Origin of the sequence: Floridaenema fluviatile BLCC-F154, from assembly GCF_041929135.1 — a bacterium.
Classification (GTDB): Bacteria; Cyanobacteriota; Cyanobacteriia; order Cyanobacteriales; family Aerosakkonemataceae; genus Floridanema; species Floridanema fluviatile.
Window position 1 is genome coordinate 1 of sequence record NZ_JBHFNS010000079.1, and the last position, 22,931, is coordinate 22,931.

Here is a 22,931-nt window from a genome sequence, read left to right on the forward strand (position 1 = left end):
TCTCAAGAATGCTCTCATTGTGGCGCAATTGTCAAAAAGTCTTTGTCCATGAGAACTCATGTTTGTCAATGTGGATTTGTTTTGGATAGAGATTGGAACGCCGCTATCAATATCCTGAAAATAGCCTTGAGTACGGTAGGGATACGGTCACTTGGATCATTTATCCGAACGCTTCGGGAGATTCGACCTCTACCTTAGTTGGAGAAATCCTGCTAGGGCAAGTTGGGTCTATGAACGAAGAATCCTCGTGCCTTTAGGTCGAGGAGTGTCAATGAATCCTACATCATCCAAAAAAAGAGCCGTGCTTTCCATTGGGAAAAACACGGATTTTACTTTAATTAGTTTGACAACTATTATCTAAGCTTTCTGTTGGTAAATCGTTATGGTTATTAGATTATGCTTTTACTGTCGCTTTCTGTTGCTGTTTGCGCTTGAGCATTGAACCTGCACCCAGAGTACCAAATGCTAGCAAGCCCAAAGCAGAAACAGGTTCAGGAACAGAAGTAGCTGTTTGTGTTTGATAGATGATGTTATCAATGTATAATTCGTTTCCTATAAGAGGTGTATCAATTGTTGCGTAGGCAATTAAATTACTTCCTGCGTTTAAACCAATGAATCCAAATGGAAACCCCGCGTTTGGCAATTTTGTCCAGTCTAGAGTTAGACTGTCAATCAAATTATTTGTCTTGTCAAAAATTCTCAAATTAATGTTAGCGTTATTGGCCAGAAAATCAACACCAAAGGCAGACACGGAATTTAAAAAATCAAAGCGTATTACCGATGAATCTCCTCCATCATAATAGCTTTTTCCTGATATGTAACCAACTGAACCTACATTAAGTGTTGTCCCATTTGTTACGGTCAAATTGCCATCAGTAGCAGTTGTATTATTGATAGCAGTACTTTCAAAGTTAAAATTAATCGCATCAGCATTAAAATCCGAACGATTAATACTAGCAGCTTGAGATGAAGAAGTACCGATTACTCCAAAACCCAAAGCAATAGCAGCAAAAACTACTAATTTATCGAGAACTTTCATACTAGTCGAAATAGCCATTTTTCCAATTTCTCCAAACAAGTAAAGATTGACAGTGCTGAACCTATAAAAGTGCGTTCCGCAATAACTTTTCTCTTAACTGATTGCGGTAACTTCGCGCTCATCGGAATCTCATCACTAAAAACAGATTGCCATACCTCAACTAGCCCTGTCCTCAGTTTCAGCGAATCTTCATCAGAAAAATATTTATTTCCTGGTATATTTACCATGTTCCAAGTAAAGAGCTTCACTCAAAACCCAGTAAATTAAGAGTTTCGAGCTTTTTTTTCGCAAAATACCTTTAAGATATTTTTATAAAATTTTGCTCCAGCTAGTTGACAATAGCTAAATTTTTGATAGTATCCACTCATTTTAAATGAGTATTTTTATATTATGAAAATATTTAGTTTTTAGTAGTAATTAGAGATTTTATTAGGGATTTCACTGAGTTAATCCGGGAAAATATGTAGTTAATTCTCTAAGTTGTTTGATTCGGAGTGGCATCTCAGAAAATTTACGTAACATAGATCCAAATAATTTTTTTGTGCTCTGCGATTTTCAGTACGGCTCGATCGCAATTTAGCTGTTTTGACTAGGAACTTTCTTGACGATCGCTATTATTCCCTTTCCGAAAGTTGGGTTACTCATCCTCCGAAAAAATAGCCGTGCTTTTCACTGGGAAAAACACGGATTCTGCTTTAATTAGTTTGACAGATTTGTGGCAACTGTTAACCTAAGCTTTGAATTGAGAAATAAGTAATGGTAATGAAGTTATGCTTTAACAGTCACTTTCTCTTGCTGTTTGCGCTTCCGTATTGAACCTGCACCCATTGCACCAAGAGCCAGCAAGCCCAGTACTGTACCTGGTTCGGGAACTGCTTCAGGATTAACCGTTCCCAGAGTACCACCTTTGAGGAACACAGCAGAATCGTAAGCACTATCCGCTACATCTTTAATCTTGATACTTAAAGTGTTACTGGCATTCTTGTTCAGCAGTCCTTCAAAGGTCAAAGTTTTCGTATAGCCATCTAATTTAGTGAGCGTGCCTGGGCCTGCTGGATTGTTAATATAATCTGTGTGATAAGGGCCATTCGGGTTAGGAACAAGATTGTTGATCGAGACTGTCTGACCGTCGCTTAACTTAGCCAAGTTCACACCGTTAAGCAGTAGTTCAAAAGAGTCATTGAAATTGCTACCCCCATACTCAACAAATTCTTCTGAGCCGAAGACGTATTGGAAGAACACCTTCTCTGCTGTACTGTCTGCATCAAAGCTAATATCTAGCTGAGCTAAGTCATAGCTGCCCGGTGTATCACCAGGGGTTCCAAAACTTGTACTTAAATCAGGATTGTATACTGATGAAGAATTCACTCCCGGTATATCTGCTACTTTCCCACTACTCAGAGCGATACCAGACTCCAAACCAAATGGGTTGCCGCTGAAAAGGCCAAATGCGGAGGCATTACCTTTGGTAGTTACAGAAAAATTACTTAAACCTTTGGCATCGCCTAACAAAGAATTTAGCAAGTCAGAACCATTATTGTTTTGAGTTACTGTAAAAGCCATTACTGGGACACTAACTATAGAGAGGGCTGCAGTCGTAGCAATAGCGGTGGCGACTTTTTGTAATAATTTCATCTTAGCTGCTCCTAAATTAAATCTTGACATTAATGCTGTCGAATCATGAACCATTTGATGGCAACTAACTACCTATTCATATTTTGAGAATTTGCTTCGGTTCTTTAGTCTTTTAGACATCAGAGTGTTCATCACTAAAAACAGCTTGTCATACCCTCATTAGCAATGTCATTAGTTTGAGTTAGTCTTCATGGAAAAAATACATATCAGGTTAAAACGTAATCCTAAATAAATAAAATAATATTTGCTGTAAATCTTGTCTGTCAAGCTTTTGGGGATTTACTGGTGACAAAAAATACTTTGTTTTTTAAATGAAAACTGTTGAAATATTGACAGGTTTTTTGATAAAATTATTTTTAATTGTCTAACTCATATATTTACTAAAATATCGTTACTTTCGTCTACTAAAATTAGGTTACTATAATTCCGCACCATCTGTTCAATAAGGTAACTTCTGCCTTAATGTTGCTCGGTTCTAGGGTAGTGGTAAGGGTAAGGAAGAAGGGTTAATCTTAGCATTTTCTCTTTACCCATTTCCACCAGACCAAACCGAGTTTTATACTTGAACACAAAGCCAAGTAGAGTTATTAGGTCAGCACCAATTAGATTGTCTTAACATCAAAAATTTAATTGCAGAAATAGGGCTTGCTGAAAAACTAATAGAAAAGGAACAGAATGATTTAACTAACTACCGATATCTGATAGCTCTTTAATTGTCTCTAATTACTGGCGACATTTCTAATTCTTGGGCGGCTTTTTGCACTACCAGTATGTCTGATTCTGACCAAGAACGGGTGTCTCGGCAATGATGGGCAATTAATAATCCCCATAGTTTGCCATTATTTAAAATTGGGACGGCTAAATTTGCACGTACTTTGAGATTGCGGAGAAAGTCTCGGTGGCATTCACTAATTGCTGCGGTTTCAATGTCAGGAATTGCTCTGACTCTTCCGGCTTCATATTTAGCGGCATATTCGCCATTAAAACATTCATCCGGCCCGGTATTACCAAAAATGGAAAATTCGCTGGAACTTAAAGATTCAAAGGTTACTCTTCCTTCCCACTGGCGCACGAAGTAATATAAAACTACTCGATCGACCTGAAGAAACTCTCGTAAATTATTTGTGGTTTTCTGTACTAACAAATCACGAGATAAATTTGCCCCCAGGCGATTAATTACTCTTTGTAAACCTGGATCGATCATACTTTTTTTCTAACTACTCAAGTATTTTAACTCTATTTTTCAATTGACTTAGCTTAAGTTTAGATTAAATTTTTTTAGATTGACGAAAACAGGGGGGAAATAGTTACTTTGCCCTCCTGCTTTGGTTGCTATTTTTTTTAGTATATCTAATGATTTTCTAGCGATCGACCATTAGAGGGAGGATAAATTCCCCAATCTTCAATATCCTGCTTACTCAAGATACCTTGAGCTTGATTTATTTCCGCTTCTGTACCATCAACTATGAGGAAATAATTTCCGGCAAGTAGTCGATCGCTATACACTCTCGCCTGTTCTTCTGGTATGCCTAAATCCACTAAAGATGTCACTAAATTAGCATTGGCAACTGTTCCTATTGCCACGCCTCCCAAGGTAGTTAGTAAGGCTACTCCTAAGCTTCCTGCTGCTAAAATTGGGCCGATTCCAGGTAATGCTAAACCGCTTAGTCCTACTAATAATGTTCCCCAAGTGCTCCCGGTGGCGAGGTCGGAAACAACTGCTGTGGGCGAATTTACGTTTTGTTCGCCGACACTATGGGTAGCTTTTGCACCACCGACTCGATCGCCTGTTTCCAAATCTTTAGCAATAATAGATATTTTCTCCATTGGAAAGCCGGATTTTTTTAATTCAGTTAGTGCTATTTCTGCTGTTTCTCGGTTAGCTAATACTCCGAAACCACGAGTTTGTACACTTATTGCCATATTTTTTTCCCTGCTTTAAATTAAAGAGAAATGTTACATCATTTGGTTATTTTCTCCTCCCATTTTTGTGATAGTAGTTACATTATTCATCAACCCAAAGAGGGGGAAATTTTAGATCCCCGACTTCTTGAAGAAGTCGGGGATCTAGAGTTAGATCGACCTAACATTTACGATCGCAATGTCTGAACCATTTTTACCAGGATTATTATTTCGTTTACCGGAAACTCCGCGAAAAATTGCTATAGTTCGGGCTTCTCGAATTGGTGATTTTGTTTGTGCTACTCCGGCTTTTCGGGCGATTAGAAAAGCTTTGCCTTTAGCAGAAATTAGTTTAATTGCCATGCCTTTTTTGGCGGAATTAGTGAAGAGATCGCCACAGATCGATCGCTTTATCCCTTTCCCCGGTTTTCTCGGCATGGCAGAACAGTTTTTTGACCCGCGAAAAGTAGTGCAATTCTATCAAGAAATGCAAGGGGAACAATTTGATTTAGCCATCCAAATGCACGGTTCTGGAGTTTATTCTAATCCATTTACTTTAATGTTAGGGGCAAAAACAACTGCTGGGTTTATTCGACCTGGAGATCCGGCGGGAAAATTAGCTGCCGCTTTACCGATCTCTGCAACACAAAATGAAGTTAAGAAAGTTCTATCTTTAGTTAGATTTTTAGGTATTGAACCACAGGGCGAAACTACAGAATTCCCTCTTGGGATAGAAGATTTAAAAGCAGCAGAAATGTTAATTACCACAGCTAAAAAACCTTTAATTGGATTACATCCTGGGGCGAGAGAAGTTACTAAAAGATGGGCGGTGGAAAACTTTATTGGGGTGGGTAAGGCATTACAACGGGAATTTGGCGGCACAGTTGTATTATTAGGCGGCGAAGAAGAAATACCAACTGCTGAGTTAATTGCGGAAAATATTGGTCAAGAAACTTTGAATTTGGCGGGGAAAACTTCTCTGCCAGAATTAGGTGGAATTTTGACTAAACTGGCTTTATTAATTACTAATGATTCCGGGCCAGCACATATTGCTTATGCGCTTTCGACCCCATCAATTACTATATTTGGCGGGACAGATCCCCAAGTTTGGGGGCCGTTAAATACGGAGATGCACAAGATTTTATTACACAAAGTATCCTGCCATCCTTGCGATCGCGCCACCTGTTCCGTAGGTTATCTCTGTTTAGAAGGTACAACAGTTACCCAAGTTTTCGACATAGCAAAGGCACTTATCCAGAAAATACCAATTACAGGAAACAAACTGAAGATTAAACACCCTTAGTCTAGTTACATTTTTAGTTACAATTGTCACCTAGAGTTACAAAATTTTAAAATTTCACCCTACATCTACCCTGAGATAGAGAGCATTGATCCCGGATTACGCTGGATAATTGTGCCAGATATAACTTTGGTAAGTTCACTAAACCAAAGCCAGAAGGTCATCCACCCTAAAGCAGAAAAGCAGTAAGTCAGAAACGCAATTTGCGCCCTCAGAAGTATTGATTAAAGAAAAAACTATGGCAACAACACAGGCAAATATAGACAGCGATCAACTAGATCTCAAGCAACTTTTAAGAACACTTGTTGAAGTTAAAAAGGGCAACTTTGGGGCGCGAATGCCGATCGACCAAACAGGCATGGCAGGAAAAATTGCCGACACTCTCAACGATATTATTGAGATGAACGAACGCTGGGCGGCGGAACTCGATCGCGTTAGCAACGTCGTCGGCAAAGATGGGAAAATTTCGGAACGCGCCTCTTTAGGCGGAAGCGTTCGCGGTAGTTGGAGAAATTCGATCGATTCAGTTAATACTTTAATTACCGACTTAGTACAACCTACCGCGGAAACTGCTAGAGTAATTCGGGCAGTTGCTAACGGCGACTTATCTCAAACAATTCCCACAGAAATAGAAGATCGACCTTTGCGCGGAGAATTTCTCCAAACTGCCCAAGTTGTTAACACAATGGTAGACCAGTTGAACTCCTTCGCTTCGGAAGTTACCAGAGTTGCCAGGGAAGTGGGAACGGAAGGAAAACTGGGCGTTCAAGCAGAAGTTAAAGGAGTTGCCGGAACTTGGAAAGATTTAACTGACTCGGTAAACTCAATGGCGGGAAATTTAACCGCGCAAGTTCGCAACATTGCCGAAGTTACCACCGCTGTCGCTAATGGCGATCTTTCTAAGAAAATTACTGTCAATGTCAAAGGCGAAATTTTCGAGTTGAAAAACACTATTAATGTCATGGTGGATCAACTCAATTCCTTTGCTTCCGAAGTTACCAGAGTTGCTAGGGAAGTGGGAACGGAAGGAAAACTGGGAGTTCAAGCAGAAGTTAAAGGAGTTGCCGGAACTTGGAAAGATTTAACTGACTCGGTAAACTCAATGGCGGGAAATTTAACCGCCCAAGTTCGCAACATTGCGGAAGTTACCACCGCTGTCGCTAACGGCGATCTTTCTAAGAAAATTACTGTTGATGTCAAAGGCGAAATTTTCGAGTTGAAGAGCACTATTAATATAATGGTGGATCAACTCAACTCCTTTGCTTCCGAAGTTACCAGAGTTGCTAGGGAAGTTGGCGCAGAAGGGAAACTGGGCGGACAAGCGCAAGTTCCGGGAGTGGCGGGAACTTGGAAAGATTTAACTGATAGTGTGAATTTTATGGCGGGAAGTTTAACCGCGCAAGTTCGCAACATTGCGGAAGTTACCACCGCTGTCGCTAATGGCGATCTTTCTAAGAAAATTACTGTTGATGTCAAAGGCGAAATTTTAGAGTTGAAAAACACCGTTAATACAATGGTGGATCAGTTAAGTTCCTTTGCTTCGGAAGTTACCAGAGTTGCTAGGGAAGTGGGAACGGAAGGAAAACTGGGAGTTCAAGCGGAAGTTAAGGGCGTTGCCGGAACTTGGAAAGATTTAACTGATAATGTTAACTCGATGGCGGATAATTTAACTTCGCAAGTTCGGAACATTGCGGAAGTGGCAACGGCGATCGCCAATGGCGATCTTTCTAAGAAAATTACCGTCGATGTCAAAGGCGAAATTCGGGAATTGAAAAACACCATTAATACAATGGTGGATCAGTTAAGTTCCTTTGCTTCGGAAGTTACCAGAGTTGCTAGGGAAGTGGGAACGGAAGGAAAACTGGGAGTTCAAGCGGAAGTTAAAGGAGTTGCGGGAACTTGGAAAGATTTAACTGATAACGTTAACTCGATGGCGGGAAATTTAACCGCCCAAGTTCGGAACATTGCTGAGGTGGCAACTGCGATCGCAAATGGTAATTTAACTCAAAAAATTACCGTTCCCGTCAAAGGCGAAATTTTAGAGTTGAAAAATACCATTAACACAATGGTCGATCAACTTTCTAACTTTGTTTCCGAAGTCACCAAAGTTGCCAGGGAAGTGGGAAGCGAAGGAAAACTCGGCGTTCAAGCAGATGTGCGCGGAATTGCCGGATCGTGGAAAGATTTAACTGATAGTGTCAATTTTATGGCGGGAAGTTTAACCGCCCAAGTGCGAAATATCGCCGCTGTCACAACTGCGGTAGCGAATGGCGATCTTTCCAAGAAAATTACCGTTGACGTGAAAGGGGAAATTTTAGAGTTGAAAAACACCGTTAATACAATGGTGGATCAACTTAATTCCTTTGCTTCGGAAGTTACCAGAGTTGCTAGGGAAGTGGGAACGGAAGGAAAACTGGGAGTTCAAGCGGAAGTTAACGGAGTCGGCGGAACTTGGAAAGATTTAACTGACTCGGTAAACTTCATGGCAAGTAGTTTAACTGCCCAAGTGCGGAATATTGCCGAAGTGACAACGGCGGTAGCGAATGGCGATCTTTCCAAGAAAATTACCGTCGATGTCAAAGGCGAAATTTTAGAGTTGAAAAACACTATTAATACGATGGTGGATCAACTTTCCGCCTTTGCTTCCGAAGTAACGAGAGTTGCCAGAGAAGTAGGAAGCGAAGGAAAATTGGGAGTGCAAGCTTTTGTTCGCGGCGGGGCAGGAATTTGGAAAGATTTAACTGATAATGTTAACTCGATGGCGGGAAATTTAACTGCCCAAGTTCGCAACATTGCCGAAGTTACCAAGGCGGTGGCGAATGGCGATCTTTCTAAGAAAATTACTGTTGATGTGAAAGGGGAAATTTTAGAGTTGAAAGACACCATTAATACGATGGTGGATCAACTGAATTCCTTTGCTTCGGAAGTTACCAGAGTTGCTAGGGAAGTGGGAACTGAGGGAATTTTGGGCGGACAGGCGGAAGTTAAAGGAGTGGCGGGAACTTGGAAAGATTTAACTGACTCGGTAAATTCAATGGCGGGAAATTTAACCGCCCAAGTTCGGGGTATTGCCAAAGTGGTGACGGCGGTAGCGAATGGCGACTTGAAGCGGAAGTTAATGCTGGAGGCGAAGGGAGAAATTGAAACTCTGGCGGATACGATCAACGAAATGATTGATACTTTGGCGACTTTTGCCGATCAAGTGACAACTGTGGCGCGAGAAGTCGGAATTGAAGGAAAATTGGGCGGACAGGCGAAAGTTCCGGGGGCAGCGGGGACTTGGCGGGCGTTAACGGATAATGTGAATGAACTTGCTGCTAATCTTACTACGCAGGTGAGAGCGATCGCCGAAGTCGCCACCGCTGTAACGAAGGGCGATCTAACTCGTTCTATTGCTGTCGCCGCTGAAGGTGAAGTCGCCGCTTTGAAAGATAATATCAACCAAATGATCGCCAACTTGCGGGAAACTACCCAAAAGAATACCGAACAAGATTGGTTGAAAACTAACCTGGCTAAATTTACCCGAATGTTGCAAGGTCAGCGAGATTTAGAAACAGTTTCTAAACTGATTTTATCAGAACTCGCGCCGTTAGTTTCCGCCCAACATGGGGTATTTTACTTGATGGAAAATGGCGAAAATCACCCGTCGTTCTTAAAATTACTCAGCACTTATGCTTACCGGGAACGCAAACATTTAGCTAACCGTTTCCATTTAGGTGAAGGTTTAGTTGGGCAATGTGCGTTAGAAAAAGAGCGAATTTTAATTACGGAAGTTCCCGGAGATTATATTAAGATTAGTTCTGGTTTGGGAGAAGCGCCTCCTTTAAATGCGGTGGTTTTACCTGTGTTGTTTGAGGGACAAGTTACGGCGGTAATTGAACTCGCTTCTTTCCGGCGCTTTAGCGAAATTCACTTAAATTTCTTCGATCAATTGACTGAGAGTATTGCGATCGTGTTAAATACGATCGCTACCAGTATGCGAACCGAAGAATTACTCAAACAATCCCAAACTTTAACCGAAGAACTGCAAAGTCAACAAAAGGAACTCACTGAAACCAATAAACGTTTAGAAGAACAAGCGAAAACTCTCAAAGCTTCCGAAGAGTTGCTGAAACGCCAACAAGAACAACTGCAACAAACTAATGAAGAATTAGAAGAAAAAGCTGAGTTGCTAGCGGCGCAAAAACGGGAAGTGGAACGGAAAAACCGGGAAATTGAACAAGCGCGAATTTCCTTAGAAGAAAAAGCGGAACAATTAGCTTTAACTTCCCGCTATAAGTCGGAATTCTTGGCAAATATGTCTCACGAATTACGGACACCGTTGAATAGTTTGTTAATCTTAGCCAGACTTTTGACTAACAACAACGATGGTAATCTTTCCGCGAAACAGGTTGAATATGCCCGGACAATTTATTCGGCGGGTAACGATTTGTTGGGATTAATTAACGACATTCTCGACTTAGCCAAAATTGAGTCGGGTACAATGTCGATCGAAGTGGAACAAACTTTATTTACCAACTTGCAAAATCAGTTGGAAAGAAATTTCACCCAAATTGCTCAAGATAAAAGCCTCAATTTTATTCTGGAAGTTGACCCAGATTTACCAAGGGGAATTTACACAGATGCTAAACGACTTCAACAAATATTGAACAACCTGTTAGCTAACGCTTTTAAGTTTACCGAAAGAGGTCAAGTTAACTTAAATATAAAAGTAGCAGATCGAGGTTGGAGTCCCGAACAGCTTAGTCTCAACTCTGCTGAGATGGTAATTGCTTTTGCAGTTAGCGATACCGGAATTGGTATTTCTCCCGAAAAACAACAAATCATTTTTGAAGCTTTCCAACAAGCGGATGGTACTACAAGTCGCAAGTATGGCGGAACGGGTTTAGGTTTATCTATTAGTCGGGAAATTGCCCGTTTATTGGGTGGGGAAATCAAGTTGCAAAGTGAATTTGGCAAGGGCAGCACCTTTACTCTTTATTTACCACAAACTTACCTATCTCAAGAGGGAGTTAAAAATCGCCGAAATGGTGAAGATCGAAAGAATAGGGAATCAACTACTCCCTTAATTTCTCTGACTTCCAGAAATATTGTTTCTGGTGATAAACTGAGTAATTCACAGTCTTCTACTGTGAATATGGAGTTACGAGAAATTGAGGACGATCGCGATTTAGTCCAACCTGGCGATCGCACTCTGCTAATTATCGAAGATGACCTGAAATTTGCCCGAATTTTACAAGATATGGTCAAAGAACAAGGTTTCAAAGTATTAGTAGCGACGCGAGGCGATCGAGGTTTGGCAATGGCGAAGGAATACAAACCTACGGCAATTATCCTCGATATTCGTCTGCCAATTATGGACGGTTGGACAATTCTCGATCGCTTAAAACACGATCCAGATACCCGTCATATTCCGGTTCACATTATGTCAGTGGAAGAAGGAAAACAGCGGAGTTTACAACAAGGTGCGATCGCTTATTTACAAAAACCAATTAGTAGCGAAACTTTAGCGAATGCTTTAGCAGCAATTAAAGAATTTGTCGAACGCCCAGTGAAAAATTTGCTAATTGTTGAAGATGACGAAATTCAGCGTCAAAGCATAGTGGAATTAATCGGTAATAGCGATGTCGCCAGTGTTGCTGTCGGTACAGGTGCAGAAGCTTTAACTGCATTGAAATCCGGGCGATTTGACTGTCTGGTGCTAGATTTGGGATTGCCGGATATGAATGGTTTGGAGTTAATTGAACAAATTAAACAAGAACCAAATTTAGGTTATTTACCGATCGTTGTTTACACCGGAAAAGAACTTTCTAATCACGAAGAAACCGAATTACGACGCATTTCTGACACGATTATTGTTAAGGGAGTGCGATCGCCAGAACGGTTATTAGATGAAACTGCTTTATTCCTGCATCGAGTTCAAGCTAATTTACCAGCACCAAAACGTTTAATGTTGGAACAATTACAACAAAATGAACCGATTTTAGCAGGGAAAAAAGTTTTAATTGTTGATGATGATGTGCGAAATATTTTCGCCCTCACCAGTATGTTGGAAAGTCATCAAATGCAGGTACTTTATGCCGAAAACGGTAGGGATGGAATTTCCGTATTAGAAAATCACCCTGATATTGACTTAATCCTCATGGATATCATGATGCCAGAAATGGATGGTTATGAAACTATGCAAGCAATTCGGAAAATTGAACAATTCCAAAATTTACCGATGATTGCTTTAACAGCAAAAGCAATGAAAGGCGATCGAGAAAAATGTATCGAAGCAGGTGCTTCAGATTACATTACCAAACCTGTCGATAACGAACAATTAATCTCATTATTGCGGGTGTGGTTGTATCGCTAGAAACTAGGGGAAATCAAGGATAAAGTAGGAAAGGTAAATAAAAAATTTCCTACTTTATCTCTTACCTAAATTTTATGCCCCCTAAACATCCCAATGAGTTAGAAGACATTGAAATTAAATTATTACTCGAAGGCATTTATCTTTTTTATGGTTTTGATTTCCGTAATTACGCTATGGCATCCTTAAAACGTCGCATTTGGAACATAATACGCGCCGAAAATCTCCACACCGTATCAGCATTACAAGAAAAGGTGTTACACGATCCTGCTTGTATGGAAAGGTTGCTGTTAGGTTTGTCGGTAAATGTTACCTCAATGTTCCGCGATCCGAGTTTTTATGTTGCCTTTAGAAATCAAGCAATTCCTTTACTACGTACCTATCCATTTATTCGTATTTGGCACGCTGGTTGTTCTACGGGTGAGGAGGTTTATTCGATCGCCATTCTGATGTTTGAAGAAGGATTATATCACCGTTGTCGCATCTACGCTACAGATATCAATGAAGTTGTACTTCGCCAAGCAAAAGCGGGGATTTTTTCTCTAGATTTAATGCAAGAATACACCCAACTCTATCTACAGGCAGGTGGTAAAAGTTCTTTTTCCGAGTATTATACTGCTGCTTATGATGGGGCAATTATTCGTTCTTTTTTAAGAGAAAACATTGTCTTTTCTCCCCATAACTTAGTGACAGATGCCTCTTTTAATGAGTTTAATGTCATTCTCTGTCGCAATGTTTTAATTTACTTCAATCGCACTCTCCAAGAACGAGTACATAAACTACTATACGAAAGCTTGCGAATGTTTGGCATTTTAGGATTAGGAAAACATGAAACTCTGAGAACAACTGCTTATGAAAATTCTTATGAGGAAATAGATAGTCAGGAAAAAATTTATCGGAGGATTGCTTAATGAATTTTGAAATTGTAGTTATCGGTGCATCTTTGGGAGGGTTAAATGCTTTGGAAGTGATTTTATCAGAATTACCAAGAAATTTTCCGGTTGCAGTGGCGATCGCTCAACATCGCCACAAATTTTCCGACGGCGAGTTAGTGGATTATTTACAAGAAAAAACTTTGTTACCTGTAATAGAAGTAGAAGATAAACAACCAATAATTCCCGGCAGAGTTTTTTTAGCTCCAGCGAATTATCATTTACTAGTAGAACCAGGTTATTTTTCCCTTTCTACAGATGCCCCAGTCACTTACGCCCGTCCATCAATTGATGTTTTATTTGAATCTGCTGCTGATGTTTATCGCACACAAGTTATCGGTATAATTTTAACAGGAGCAAACAATGATGGAGCCATTGGATTAGCAAAAATTCAAGTTTATGGAGGCACAATAATTGTTCAAAAACCAGATACAGCCGAATGTCCTATTATGCCAGAAGCAGCCATCAAAGCAGTAAAAATGCCCCAAATACTGCCTTTGTCAGAAATAGTTCCTTTTTTAAATTCCCAAATCGGATTTCAAGTTTTAAATTGAATCGAAAATTAATCGTTCAGCAATCAATTCCCATCTTTTACCCCAAAAATATGCCATCTATACCAAGTTGAAATAACTATATGCAATCTGAACCAAAAGCAAACGTCCTATTAGTAGACGATCACCCGGAAAATCTCATTGCTTTAGAAGCAGTCTTAGATGGACTTGGACAAAATTTAGTCAAAGCAAATTCGGGAGAAGAAGCTTTACGATGTTTGCTAAATCAAGATTTTGCTGTAATTTTGTTAGATGTGCAAATGCCGGGAATGGATGGTTTTGAAACTGCTACATTGATTCGTCAGAGGGAAAAGTCACGCAATACACCGATTATTTTTCTCACGGCTTTTAGTACTAGCGATAAATTAATGTTTAAAGGTTATTCTTTAGGGGCAGTAGATTATTTACTAAAGCCGATCGATCCCGTTATATTAAATTCTAAAGTATCCGTATTTGTTGACCTATTTAAAAAAAACCTGGAAGTGCAACAACAAGCAGCACAACTAGCAGCGATGAATGCCGAAATTAAACAAAGTGAAGAGAGATTCCGTACCCTGAGTTCTTGTTCTCCCGTAGGCATATTTCTCACTGACACTGAGGGAAAATGTACTTACAGTAACCCCAGATTTCAGGCAATTTGTGGGTTTACGACTGCCGAAAGTTGGCAAACAGAATGTGCTAAAGTAGCTTATGCAGAAGACCGCGATATCTTATTACTTGAATGGCCTAATTTTACTCGTCAAGGACAAGCTTATTCTGGGGAATTTCGCATTTATCAACCGGATGAATCCCTACGTTGGGTACATATTCGCACCGCACCAATGCTGTCCGATGAAGGCAAATTATTAGGTCACGTTGGCACAATTGAAGATATCACAGAACGCAAACAAGCTGAAGCAGTAAGGGAACAATTTATCCGCGAACACGCCGCTAGACAACAAGCAGAAGATGCTAACCGAATGAAAGATGAATTTTTAGCAATTCTGTCTCATGAACTCCGCACCCCATTAAACTCAATCTTAGGTTGGTCGCGGTTGTTAGTGACAAAAAAATTTGATGAGACAACTAGAATAAAAGCTTTAGAAACAATTGAACGCAATGCTAGATCGCAAGCACGATTAGTTAATGATATTCTCGATGTTTCCCAAATTATTCAAGGCAACTTACGGTTATCTATGCAACCAGTTAATTTACAAAATTTAGTGGAAGTAACTGTGGAAACAGCACGTTTGCAAGCTGAGGAAAAGTCGATCGACATTCAAACTGATTTACACTCAAATGCCCTGAGAGTTTGTGGAGATCCTGAACGATTAAGACAAGTTTTAGCAAATTTGCTTTCTAATGCGATTAAGTTTACTCCCGAATCAGGAGTAATAGAAGTTAGGTTGAAATTACTAGAAACATCAGTAAGCGATCGATACGCTCAGTTACAAGTAATTGACCAAGGTATTGGTATAAATCCCGAATTTTTACCTCATGTTTTTGATAGTTTCCGTCAAGGAAATAGTAGCATTAGTAGACCTTACGGAGGACTGGGTTTAGGATTAGCGATCGCTCGTCACCTAGTAGAATTACATGATGGAACTATTAAAGCAGAAAGCGAAGGAGAAGGTAAGGGCGCAACTTTTACAATTGTTTTACCCTTAAGTAATTGGACTCCTGAAACTGAATCAGATCAAAAAAAACCGATGATTAGTTCGGGAAATGATTATGAAAAAGAGGAACTAAATTCTCAGCTAAAACGCGATCGTCCTCAACTTTTATTAGTTGAAGAGCGTCCCGATACCTGTGCAGCACAGCAATGTAATATTGAGAACTTAGTGTAGGGTGCGTCATTTCAGAGAATTTTTGCAGAAATGCCATAATTTTTCGGTCTGACGCACCCTACGGAGTACAACCAGAACCAATTAATATTATCCTTTTGTAAAGACAGGGATTATAGTCTGTGAGGATTAACGATGTACATTGTACAAATTGCCTCTGAATGCGCTCCTGTAATTAAAGCGGGAGGCTTGGGCGATGTAGTTTATGGGCTCAGTAGAGAGCTAGAAATTCGGGGGCATGGGGTAGAAATTATTCTGCCAAAGTACGATTGTATGCGGTATGACCATATTTGGGGACTTCATGATGCCTACCGCGATTTAATGGTGCCTTGGTTTGATGGCGCAATTCGCTGTAATGTCGAGTGTGGCTGGGTACATGGGCGGTTATGCTTCTTTATCGAACCCCTCTCGGATGATAATTTCTTTAACCGGGGTTGCTATTACGGCTGTTTAGACGATCATTTGCGGTTTGCCTTTTTCAGTAAGGCGGCTTTAGAATTTCTCTTAGTGACAAATAAACGCCCTGATGTGATTCATTGTCACGATTGGCAAACTGGTTTACTACCAGTCATGCTATTTGAAATTTACAAATATCATGGCATGGCAAATCAACGAGTATCCTACACAATTCACAACTTTAAACATCAAGGAGTAGCAGGTGCTAATGTTCTTTGGGCAACCGGATTAAATAATGAGCCTTACTATTTTACTGAAGATCGTTTAATGGATAATAAGCATTCAACGGCGATCAATTTTATGAAAGGGGGAATTGTTTACTCAAATTTTGTGAATACAGTTTCACCTCATCATGCTTGGGAAGCTAGATTTACTGAAGTTGGTTGCGGTTTAGGTAAAACTTTGTACGATCATCAACATAAGTTTGGTGGGGTGCTGAATGGAATTGATTATGAGGTGTGGAATCCGGTGGTCGATCGCTACATCCCCTACCATTACAGCAGCGATGATTTAAAAAGTAAAACCCTCAATAAAAAAGCTCTCCGGGAAAGACTTTGGTTAAAAGATTGTGACAAACCAATTATTTGTTACATCGGCAGATTAGACGACCAAAAAGGCGTTCATTTAGTCCATCATGCGATTTATTACGCTTTAGATAAAAAGGCGCAATTCGTGTTACTAGGCGCAGCTACAGAACCGGGTATTAATTCTTGGTTTTCTCACGAAAAAGATCACCTTGATAGTAATCCCGATTGTCACATAGAACTTGGTTTTAATGAGGAATTATCCCATTTAATTTATGCAGGTGCGGAGATGATTGTTGTACCGAGCAATTATGAACCCTGCGGACTGACGCAAATGATTGGTTTAAAATATGGGACTGTGCCGATCGTGCGCGGTGTTGGCGGTTTGGTAAACACAGTTTTTGATTGGGATTATGAGCAGAATAAACCCCAAGAAGAACGTAATGGTTTTGTGTTTTATCAAACAGATAATGTGGCGATTGAATCGGCGATCGATCGCGCCATTGACTTATGGTATAAATCTCCAAAATTGTTCCGCCAATTGATGATTCAAGGCATGGAATACGACTATTCTTGGAATCATCCCGGCGCACAATATGTGGGAATTTACGATCATATTCGGCATAAATAGGGGACTGGGGATTGGGGACTGGGTAAGTTTTGAGTTTGTAGGGGCGGGTTTAGCAGATAATTCTGAAATCACAGCAGAATAATTAACCACAAAACCCTTGAAATTGTAGGGGCGGGTTTAGCAGATAATTCTGAAATCACAGCAGAAGAATCAACCACAAAACCCGCCCTTCCAGATTTTGTGGGAATTGGCGATCGCAACTAATTTCGTAATTACAGTAAAATTAATAACAGAACTAATTCTTGCAGAGATAAGGGCGGGTTTTGTCTAGAGATTGTTTGTAAGTGACAAAGGTTATCTGCTAAACCCGCCCCTACATCAATTTGCTCTTGTGTCCTTGTCTCTTTTCTAATTTGCTCAGGTAAAAGAAGAAACTATGTCAAATTTTGAAAAAGTGCGACAGCAAATTCTCAATTCCCTAGATGCAACAGAACTCAATCTCAGGGATAACCAACTGACAAGTTTACCAGCAGAAATTGGACAACTCCATTCTTTGAAAAAGCTCAATCTCAGAGGCAACCAACTAACAAGTTTACCAGCAGAAATTGGTCAAATCCATTCCTTGAGAGAACTAAATCTGCACGACAACAAACTGACAAATATACCAGCAGAAATCGGGCAACTCCATTCTTTGACATCACTCGATGTAAGCAACAACCAACTAACAACTTTTCCAGCAGAAATTACTCAACTGCATTCTTTGGAAGAACTCCATCTATTTGACAACAGACTGACAAGTATACCAGCAGAAATTAGTCAACTGCGTTCCTTAACATTGCTTTCTCTGTACAACAACAAACTGACAAGTATACCAGCAGAAATTGGTCAACTGCGTTCTTTGACATTGCTGCTTTTGTACAATAACAAACTGACCAGCTTACCAGTAGAAATCGGACAACTGCATTCTTTGACATCGCTGCTTTTGAGTACCAACAAACTAACAAGTTTGCCCGCAGAAATTGAACAACTCCATGCCTTGACAGTACTCTCTCTCAATGAAAACCAACTAACAAGTTTGCCAGCAGGAATTGGACAACTCCATTCCTTGACAATGCTCGATTTGGGCAATAACGAACTAACAAGTTTACCCGCAGAAATTGGGCGGCTGCATTCCTTGAGAGAACTAAATCTGGTGAACAACGAACTAACAAGTTTGCCCGCAGAAATTGGGCAACTGCGTTCTTTGGCAAAACTAACTCTAAACCACAACCAACTGACAAGTTTGCCAGCCGAAATTGGTCAACTTCATTCTTTAGCATGGCTCACTCTGATTAACAACGAACTAACAAGTTTGCCAGCAGAAATTGGGCAACTGCGTTCCTTGGCAACTCTCGCTTTGAACCAAAACCAACTAACAAGTTTGCCAGCAGAGATTGGGCAATTACGTTCTTTAACATGGCTGGCGTTGTTCAACAATCAATTAACCAGTTTGCCAGCAGAGTTTGGAAAATTATCTTCTTTTACATCGCTCAGTTTCAGGGACAACAAACTGACAAGTCTGCCAGCAGAGTTTGTAAAACTGGATTCCTTGAAGCAACTCGATCTGAGCAATAATCAGCTGACGAGTGTACCAACAGAGATTTTACAATTGCGTTTTTTGAAATCGCTCGATCTAAGCGGTAATCCGATTCAAGATTTATCTATTTTAGCCAATCATCCCAATCAGAATTTGAATGTTAACTTTTTTGGAATTGTACTTCCGCGCCGCTATTGGACAGATTTGAATCAGTGGAAAGCTGAATGGTTACTGACAGAAGAAAATGCAGAAATTCGACGAGTTTTGATTCAGAGGATTGGTTATGATCGCATTATCCAAGAGTTGGGGGCGAGTGCGATCGATAATTACCGCGAATACACTCTACTTAAGATAGATGCAAATATCGACATCGAACCGATCCATTTGCTAAAAATGACTTGTCCGAGTACAGAAAGAATCCATGTTTTGCGCGTACCACCTAATATTACATCTGCAAGAGAAGCGATTCGCTGGATAAATTGGGATATTGACCCGGAAGCTTTTACTGTGGAGACTTGAAAGGTTGTTTGGTTGTGGTGTTTTGGGGGGGCGATCGATCCTACATTCGATACTGCCAATATAGTATAGTAGCAATACATCAATAGTGGGAATTCAACACAAAATAAATGTAGTTTAGAGATATTTAAGAAAGGAAATTCGTTATGCAACCAATCAGACAAGGCGACGTAATTTTAATTCCTACTCAATCTATTGAAGGAGAACAACTACCTCACTTGACGTTAGCAGAAGGTGAAGTCACCGGACACAAACACCGCATTAGCGAAGGGGAAGCAGAATTATATGAACGGGATAGAACGCTGTATTTAAAAGTATTGTCACCCACAGCATTACTAACTCATGAAGAACATGAAAAAATTGCTATTCCTCAAGGTGATTGGGTGATTCGCATTCAACGCGAATATGAACCGGAAGGGTGGCGCTACGTCGCGGATTGAGGAAGCATAGGGGCAGGGGGGCAGAGGGGCAGGGGGGCAGGGGGGCAGAGGAGAGAGAAATTAAAACTCTCTTCCCAGTACCCAGTCCCCAATCCCCAATCCCCAATCCCCAATCCCCAATCCCCAATCCCCAATCCCTCAATTATGCAAAGGAATTACTGCCAAAGGTAGCAACACAAAAACTAACCAAGTCCAAGACCACCAATTCATTTTATATTTGATTTTATCTGTAGTTAATAATGCTTCGATTCGCTCATTTAAACGATTTAAAGGTGCTATGGCGCTGAATTCTACGGCGAAATTCAGGGACATAACAGGCTGACTAACTACTAGTAATAAAGATTCAGCCAAGGTTAAAGGATCGACTATTTTCGCTGCCCAATTATCCGCCCGGAGTTCGCGCAAGATTAACAATTCTTGCCATAGTTTTTCGGTGTTTGGTAGCCAAAAAGTTATCGATCGCAACCACCCCAACCAAAAAAACCAAAATGTATCTCGATAATAGTAATGTGCCTGTTCATGAGCAATTACTGCATCTAATTGTTCGGATGTCAAGCTATTTAATAAACCTTGACTTACTACTAATTCCGGTTGCCAAAAACCGATTAAGGCACTGTAAGGAATATCATTATCAAAAATCCGGCAATTTTCCCCTTGGAGTTTTTGCACAGGATAGGTACGAATCTGATTTATAGTATGCCATCCTTCCTTAATTAACTGGCAAAATTTGACAGCGGAAAAACCCAAGAAAGCTAAAGCCAAAAAGTAACCAACCCAGCTTGTTTGTAAACCAATCATTTGTCCTGATGCACCCATACAAAGCAGGGCAAAGGCAGTAGTTAACAGAAGTAAGGGAGGGAACAAAAATAATAGTAAACTTTGGGAGGTGCGAGTTTTCCAATTGGCAGCTTTTGGTAAATCAATTGTTCGTAGCAACCAAGCAATAGCTAAAACTAACAAAATCATCATTAGGTGCATTATTGTTCCTCCCTGGCGCGACGTGCGGCTTGAATTCTTTGGGCGATCGCTTTTAATTGCTCTACACTAGCAGTATCTAAACTATCAGCAAATGCTGCTACAATATCGGGATTTCCTACTGCTAAAAAACCTTGTAATTTTTCGTAAGCTTCGATCGCCTGTGCTTGAGATTGGGAAACTAAAGGTCGCCATAAAAATATTCTGCCTCTTTTATCACAACTTAACCAACCTTTTTCGGTTAAACGTTTTAACACAGTTGTTACTGACGCATAAGCTAACTCTCGGTCTGGATCGGCTAAAATGCGATCGTGAACATCCTTAACGCTAGCTTCTTCTAATTCCCAAATAATTTGCAAAATTTCCCTTTCTAAAGGGCCAAGGGATAACTGTTTCGGACGATAATTTGGTAAAGCAGTCATTCGATTTTAAATTTTGGATTGATACCACAGATAGATCTGGAGTTTTCGATCAAGGTGATAAAGTTAATGAAATTTTACAATTGCCCGTTGACAACTGTAAAACTTCAATTCTGTTAATTATAAATCTTCTTTCGGAACTTTGACAGCCTGTCTTTTGACAAAGAAAGTTGTTTTCTTCACAATGATCCAGGTAGATCTGCTAAATACAAGAACCCGGAAGAGGAGAACACTGTGAAAAAGATTTTGGCTATCGTTTTGTTTTTGAGTATAGTATTCAATTTTACCTTTGTTGGTCCCGTTCTCGCTGGTGATGCTGTTAGCGGTGGGAAAATTTTCGGCACAAGTTGTGCTGCTTGTCACATGGGCGGAAAAAATGTAGTTATGCCCAACAAAACTTTGTCTAAGGCTGATTTAGAAAAGTATGGCATGAATTCCCTGGAAGCAATTACCACCCAAGTAAAAAACGGTAAATCGGCTATGCCTTCTTTTCTCGGTAAACTCAGCGAGCAACAAATCGAAGATGTTGCTACTTATGTATTAGAAAGTTCCGAAAAAGGTTGGAAATAAGTTTAATTTTTGGGAAAAGTTTTGACTGCAAAAATTGCTAATAGAGATGCTCAAGGAGATCGAAATTATGAGTTATTTAGTTCAATTATTGGTCAGCTTGTGCATCACTTTGGCTCTGCTAATTTACTCACCTCCTGCTGTGGCGCTCGCTCAGACAAATAATGAGATGCAGATGAGCGCCCAGGAATTTTTTCGCGCCGGGGTCGAGCAAATGCAACGGCAAAATTACCTGGAAGCTGTGCAAGATTTCAGCAAGGCAATTGACTTAAATCAGAATTTTTCCGCGGCTTTCAGTAATCGTTGTTTGGCTTATTTACAATTGGGAGAATATGAAAGTGCGATCGAAGATTGTAGCCAAACAGTAAATTTAAATCCTCAAAATACTGAAGCTTTCTTGAATCTAGGTTTAGCTTACTATAAATTAGGAAATTACCAGGCAGCGATCGCCAACTATCACCAAGTAATTAAATTAAATCCTACAGATTTTCGCGCTTATTACAATCGAGCTTTAGCCGAAACCGATCGACAAAACTATCAAGACGCTCTGGCTGATTATAATCAAACTCTTAACTTAATTCCAGTCAACGAAACTTTCGCAGCCGCAGAAGTTTATAACGATCGAGGCACAACTAAGTTGATATTAGATGATAATCTGGGAGCGATCGCAGATTTCGACCTAGCAATTAATTTAAATCAACAAGACTACCGAACTTACTTTAATCGGGCTTGCGCCAATCAACGCATTTCTAATTATACTGCCGCAATTCAAGACTTAACTATAGCCTTACAACTTAACCCCAATTATGCCGAAGCTTATGCCAACCGAGGCGTTGCTTACTATAAACTAGGAAATGAACAACTGGCATTACTGGACTTACAAAAAGCCGCAAACCACTTTCTTTTACAACAAAATATTACTGCTTATCAACAGACTTTAAATCTCCTCAAACAATTAAAAACCCAAGCAACTGCGATCGGATAATTTCAATTAAACTTTAACTTAGATGTTGCACCAGTCCCAAAATCCGCCTGGGACTCAAGTCCCAGGCTAATAGCAAAAGTCCTCTAAAGAGGACTAAATTATTTAAAAAAATCAAGAGCTTTCAGTCTACTAAGCGTGGAGTTGAGGTATTAGCCTGGGAATTGATTCGCAGGTGGGGTAAAACTACAGGTGCCAGATCTCAGTTCAACAACAAACACTCTCATTAGTAGCTAATTTTACTGATGGAATTGATTCTAATTACTGGAATAATCAAAAAGGGTGCAACGCTAATAATTAACAGAGTTAATTGGGAATTATCATATTACTACTTCCCTCAACAAATAAAATAGATTACCTTGTTTGTT

The 22,931-nt window shown here is 40.1% G+C and carries 17 protein-coding genes and 1 pseudogene; 12 read left to right on the top strand and 6 right to left on the bottom strand.

The features are described 5' to 3' along the window. Positions 1 to 257, top strand: a pseudogene (locus tag ACE1B6_RS21595) (zinc ribbon domain-containing protein); the annotation flags it as partial. Positions 258 to 394: 137 nt separating this feature from the next. On the opposite strand, the gene ACE1B6_RS21600 reads toward ACE1B6_RS21595, so the two are convergent. From ACE1B6_RS21600 to ACE1B6_RS21615, 4 genes are all read right to left on the bottom strand, one after another. After that, positions 395 to 1,057, bottom strand: coding sequence for a hypothetical protein (locus ACE1B6_RS21600; RefSeq protein ID WP_413259336.1), 663 nt, complete (start codon positions 1,055 to 1,057; stop codon positions 395 to 397). A gap of 750 nt (positions 1,058 to 1,807) precedes the next feature. Further along, positions 1,808 to 2,674 (bottom strand): choice-of-anchor L domain-containing protein, encoded by an 867-nt coding sequence (locus tag ACE1B6_RS21605; protein WP_413259337.1) that lies wholly within the window; start codon positions 2,672 to 2,674, stop codon positions 1,808 to 1,810. Between the two features lie 709 nt (positions 2,675 to 3,383). Continuing rightward, positions 3,384 to 3,878 carry a GAF domain-containing protein gene (locus ACE1B6_RS21610; protein WP_413259338.1) on the bottom strand — a complete coding sequence of 165 codons (495 nt, stop codon included), beginning with the start codon at positions 3,876 to 3,878 and terminating at the stop codon, positions 3,384 to 3,386. A 146-nt stretch (positions 3,879 to 4,024) separates the two neighbouring features. After that, positions 4,025 to 4,597, bottom strand: a complete 573-nt coding sequence (locus tag ACE1B6_RS21615) for a hypothetical protein (RefSeq protein WP_413259339.1) — start codon at positions 4,595 to 4,597, stop codon at positions 4,025 to 4,027. A 30-nt stretch (positions 4,598 to 4,627) separates the two neighbouring features. On the opposite strand from ACE1B6_RS21615, the gene ACE1B6_RS21620 reads away from it, so the two are divergent. The 9 genes from ACE1B6_RS21620 (at position 4,628) to ACE1B6_RS21660 (ending at position 19,620) form a co-directional block, all read left to right on the top strand. Next, positions 4,628 to 4,783, top strand: a complete 156-nt coding sequence (locus tag ACE1B6_RS21620; RefSeq protein ID WP_413259340.1) for a hypothetical protein — start codon at positions 4,628 to 4,630, stop codon at positions 4,781 to 4,783. After that, positions 4,776 to 5,879: a glycosyltransferase family 9 protein gene (locus ACE1B6_RS21625; protein ID WP_413259341.1), complete on the top strand. Its 1,104-nt coding sequence runs from the start codon at positions 4,776 to 4,778 to the stop codon at positions 5,877 to 5,879. Before ACE1B6_RS21620 ends, ACE1B6_RS21625 begins: the two co-directional genes overlap by 8 nt. A 235-nt stretch (positions 5,880 to 6,114) precedes the next feature. Beyond that, positions 6,115 to 12,234, top strand: coding sequence for a HAMP domain-containing protein (locus tag ACE1B6_RS21630; protein WP_413259342.1), 6,120 nt, complete (start codon positions 6,115 to 6,117; stop codon positions 12,232 to 12,234). Positions 12,235 to 12,308: 74 nt separating this feature from the next. Beyond that, a complete protein-coding gene (locus ACE1B6_RS21635; RefSeq protein ID WP_413259343.1) occupies positions 12,309 to 13,142 on the top strand; it encodes a CheR family methyltransferase in 834 nt (277 codons plus the stop codon). After that, positions 13,142 to 13,717 carry a chemotaxis protein CheB gene (locus ACE1B6_RS21640; RefSeq protein WP_413259344.1) on the top strand — a complete coding sequence of 192 codons (576 nt, stop codon included), beginning with the start codon at positions 13,142 to 13,144 and terminating at the stop codon, positions 13,715 to 13,717. The genes ACE1B6_RS21635 and ACE1B6_RS21640 overlap by 1 nt, the downstream gene beginning before the upstream one ends. 80 nt (positions 13,718 to 13,797) lie before the next feature. Beyond that, entirely contained in the window at positions 13,798 to 15,540 is a 1,743-nt protein-coding gene (locus ACE1B6_RS21645; RefSeq protein WP_413259345.1) for a hybrid sensor histidine kinase/response regulator, read from the top strand. Positions 15,541 to 15,672: 132 nt separating this feature from the next. After that, positions 15,673 to 17,148 (top strand): glycogen synthase GlgA, encoded by a 1,476-nt coding sequence (glgA, locus tag ACE1B6_RS21650; RefSeq protein WP_413259346.1) that lies wholly within the window; start codon positions 15,673 to 15,675, stop codon positions 17,146 to 17,148. Between the two features lie 376 nt (positions 17,149 to 17,524). Continuing rightward, positions 17,525 to 19,183, top strand: a complete 1,659-nt coding sequence (locus ACE1B6_RS21655) for a leucine-rich repeat domain-containing protein (protein WP_413259347.1) — start codon at positions 17,525 to 17,527, stop codon at positions 19,181 to 19,183. A 143-nt stretch (positions 19,184 to 19,326) separates the two neighbouring features. Continuing rightward, positions 19,327 to 19,620 carry a hypothetical protein gene (locus ACE1B6_RS21660; protein ID WP_413259348.1) on the top strand — a complete coding sequence of 98 codons (294 nt, stop codon included), beginning with the start codon at positions 19,327 to 19,329 and terminating at the stop codon, positions 19,618 to 19,620. A 138-nt stretch (positions 19,621 to 19,758) separates the two neighbouring features. Here the strand turns inward: ACE1B6_RS21660 and ACE1B6_RS21665 are convergent, their stop codons facing one another. Together ACE1B6_RS21665 and ACE1B6_RS21670 are read right to left on the bottom strand one after the other, a co-directional pair. Then, the gene (locus tag ACE1B6_RS21665; RefSeq protein ID WP_413259349.1) at positions 19,759 to 20,598 is read right to left on the bottom strand and encodes a M56 family metallopeptidase; all 840 of its coding nucleotides are present in this window, start codon (positions 20,596 to 20,598) and stop codon (positions 19,759 to 19,761) included. Then, on the bottom strand, positions 20,598 to 21,017 hold the full coding sequence (locus ACE1B6_RS21670) for a BlaI/MecI/CopY family transcriptional regulator (protein ID WP_413259350.1): 420 nt from the start codon (positions 21,015 to 21,017) through the stop codon (positions 20,598 to 20,600). The genes ACE1B6_RS21665 and ACE1B6_RS21670 overlap by 1 nt, the downstream gene beginning before the upstream one ends. A 231-nt stretch (positions 21,018 to 21,248) precedes the next feature. Between ACE1B6_RS21670 and petJ the strand changes: the two genes are divergently transcribed. Both petJ and ACE1B6_RS21680 read left to right on the top strand, forming a co-directional pair. Then, on the top strand, positions 21,249 to 21,584 hold the full coding sequence (gene petJ, locus ACE1B6_RS21675; protein ID WP_413259351.1) for a cytochrome c6 PetJ: 336 nt from the start codon (positions 21,249 to 21,251) through the stop codon (positions 21,582 to 21,584). A 67-nt stretch (positions 21,585 to 21,651) separates the two neighbouring features. Beyond that, positions 21,652 to 22,566 (top strand): tetratricopeptide repeat protein, encoded by a 915-nt coding sequence (locus ACE1B6_RS21680; RefSeq protein ID WP_413259352.1) that lies wholly within the window; start codon positions 21,652 to 21,654, stop codon positions 22,564 to 22,566. The last annotated feature ends 365 nt before the right edge of the window (positions 22,567 to 22,931 follow it).

Coding starts and splice junctions, on each gene's coding strand:
- ACE1B6_RS21655 (WP_413259347.1), top strand. CDS start 17,525: ATGTCAAATTTTGAAAAAGTGCGACAGCAAATTCTCAATTCCCTAGAT.
- glgA (WP_413259346.1), top strand. CDS start 15,673: ATGTACATTGTACAAATTGCCTCTGAATGCGCTCCTGTAATTAAAGCG.
- ACE1B6_RS21600 (WP_413259336.1), bottom strand. CDS start 1,057: ATGGCTATTTCGACTAGTATGAAAGTTCTCGATAAATTAGTAGTTTTT.
- ACE1B6_RS21660 (WP_413259348.1), top strand. CDS start 19,327: ATGCAACCAATCAGACAAGGCGACGTAATTTTAATTCCTACTCAATCT.
- ACE1B6_RS21665 (WP_413259349.1), bottom strand. CDS start 20,598: ATGCACCTAATGATGATTTTGTTAGTTTTAGCTATTGCTTGGTTGCTA.
- ACE1B6_RS21630 (WP_413259342.1), top strand. CDS start 6,115: ATGGCAACAACACAGGCAAATATAGACAGCGATCAACTAGATCTCAAG.
- ACE1B6_RS21645 (WP_413259345.1), top strand. CDS start 13,798: ATGCAATCTGAACCAAAAGCAAACGTCCTATTAGTAGACGATCACCCG.
- ACE1B6_RS21635 (WP_413259343.1), top strand. CDS start 12,309: ATGCCCCCTAAACATCCCAATGAGTTAGAAGACATTGAAATTAAATTA.
- ACE1B6_RS21615 (WP_413259339.1), bottom strand. CDS start 4,597: ATGGCAATAAGTGTACAAACTCGTGGTTTCGGAGTATTAGCTAACCGA.
- ACE1B6_RS21640 (WP_413259344.1), top strand. CDS start 13,142: ATGAATTTTGAAATTGTAGTTATCGGTGCATCTTTGGGAGGGTTAAAT.
- ACE1B6_RS21680 (WP_413259352.1), top strand. CDS start 21,652: ATGAGTTATTTAGTTCAATTATTGGTCAGCTTGTGCATCACTTTGGCT.
- ACE1B6_RS21670 (WP_413259350.1), bottom strand. CDS start 21,017: ATGACTGCTTTACCAAATTATCGTCCGAAACAGTTATCCCTTGGCCCT.
- ACE1B6_RS21620 (WP_413259340.1), top strand. CDS start 4,628: ATGTTACATCATTTGGTTATTTTCTCCTCCCATTTTTGTGATAGTAGT.
- ACE1B6_RS21610 (WP_413259338.1), bottom strand. CDS start 3,878: ATGATCGATCCAGGTTTACAAAGAGTAATTAATCGCCTGGGGGCAAAT.
- ACE1B6_RS21625 (WP_413259341.1), top strand. CDS start 4,776: ATGTCTGAACCATTTTTACCAGGATTATTATTTCGTTTACCGGAAACT.
- ACE1B6_RS21605 (WP_413259337.1), bottom strand. CDS start 2,674: ATGAAATTATTACAAAAAGTCGCCACCGCTATTGCTACGACTGCAGCC.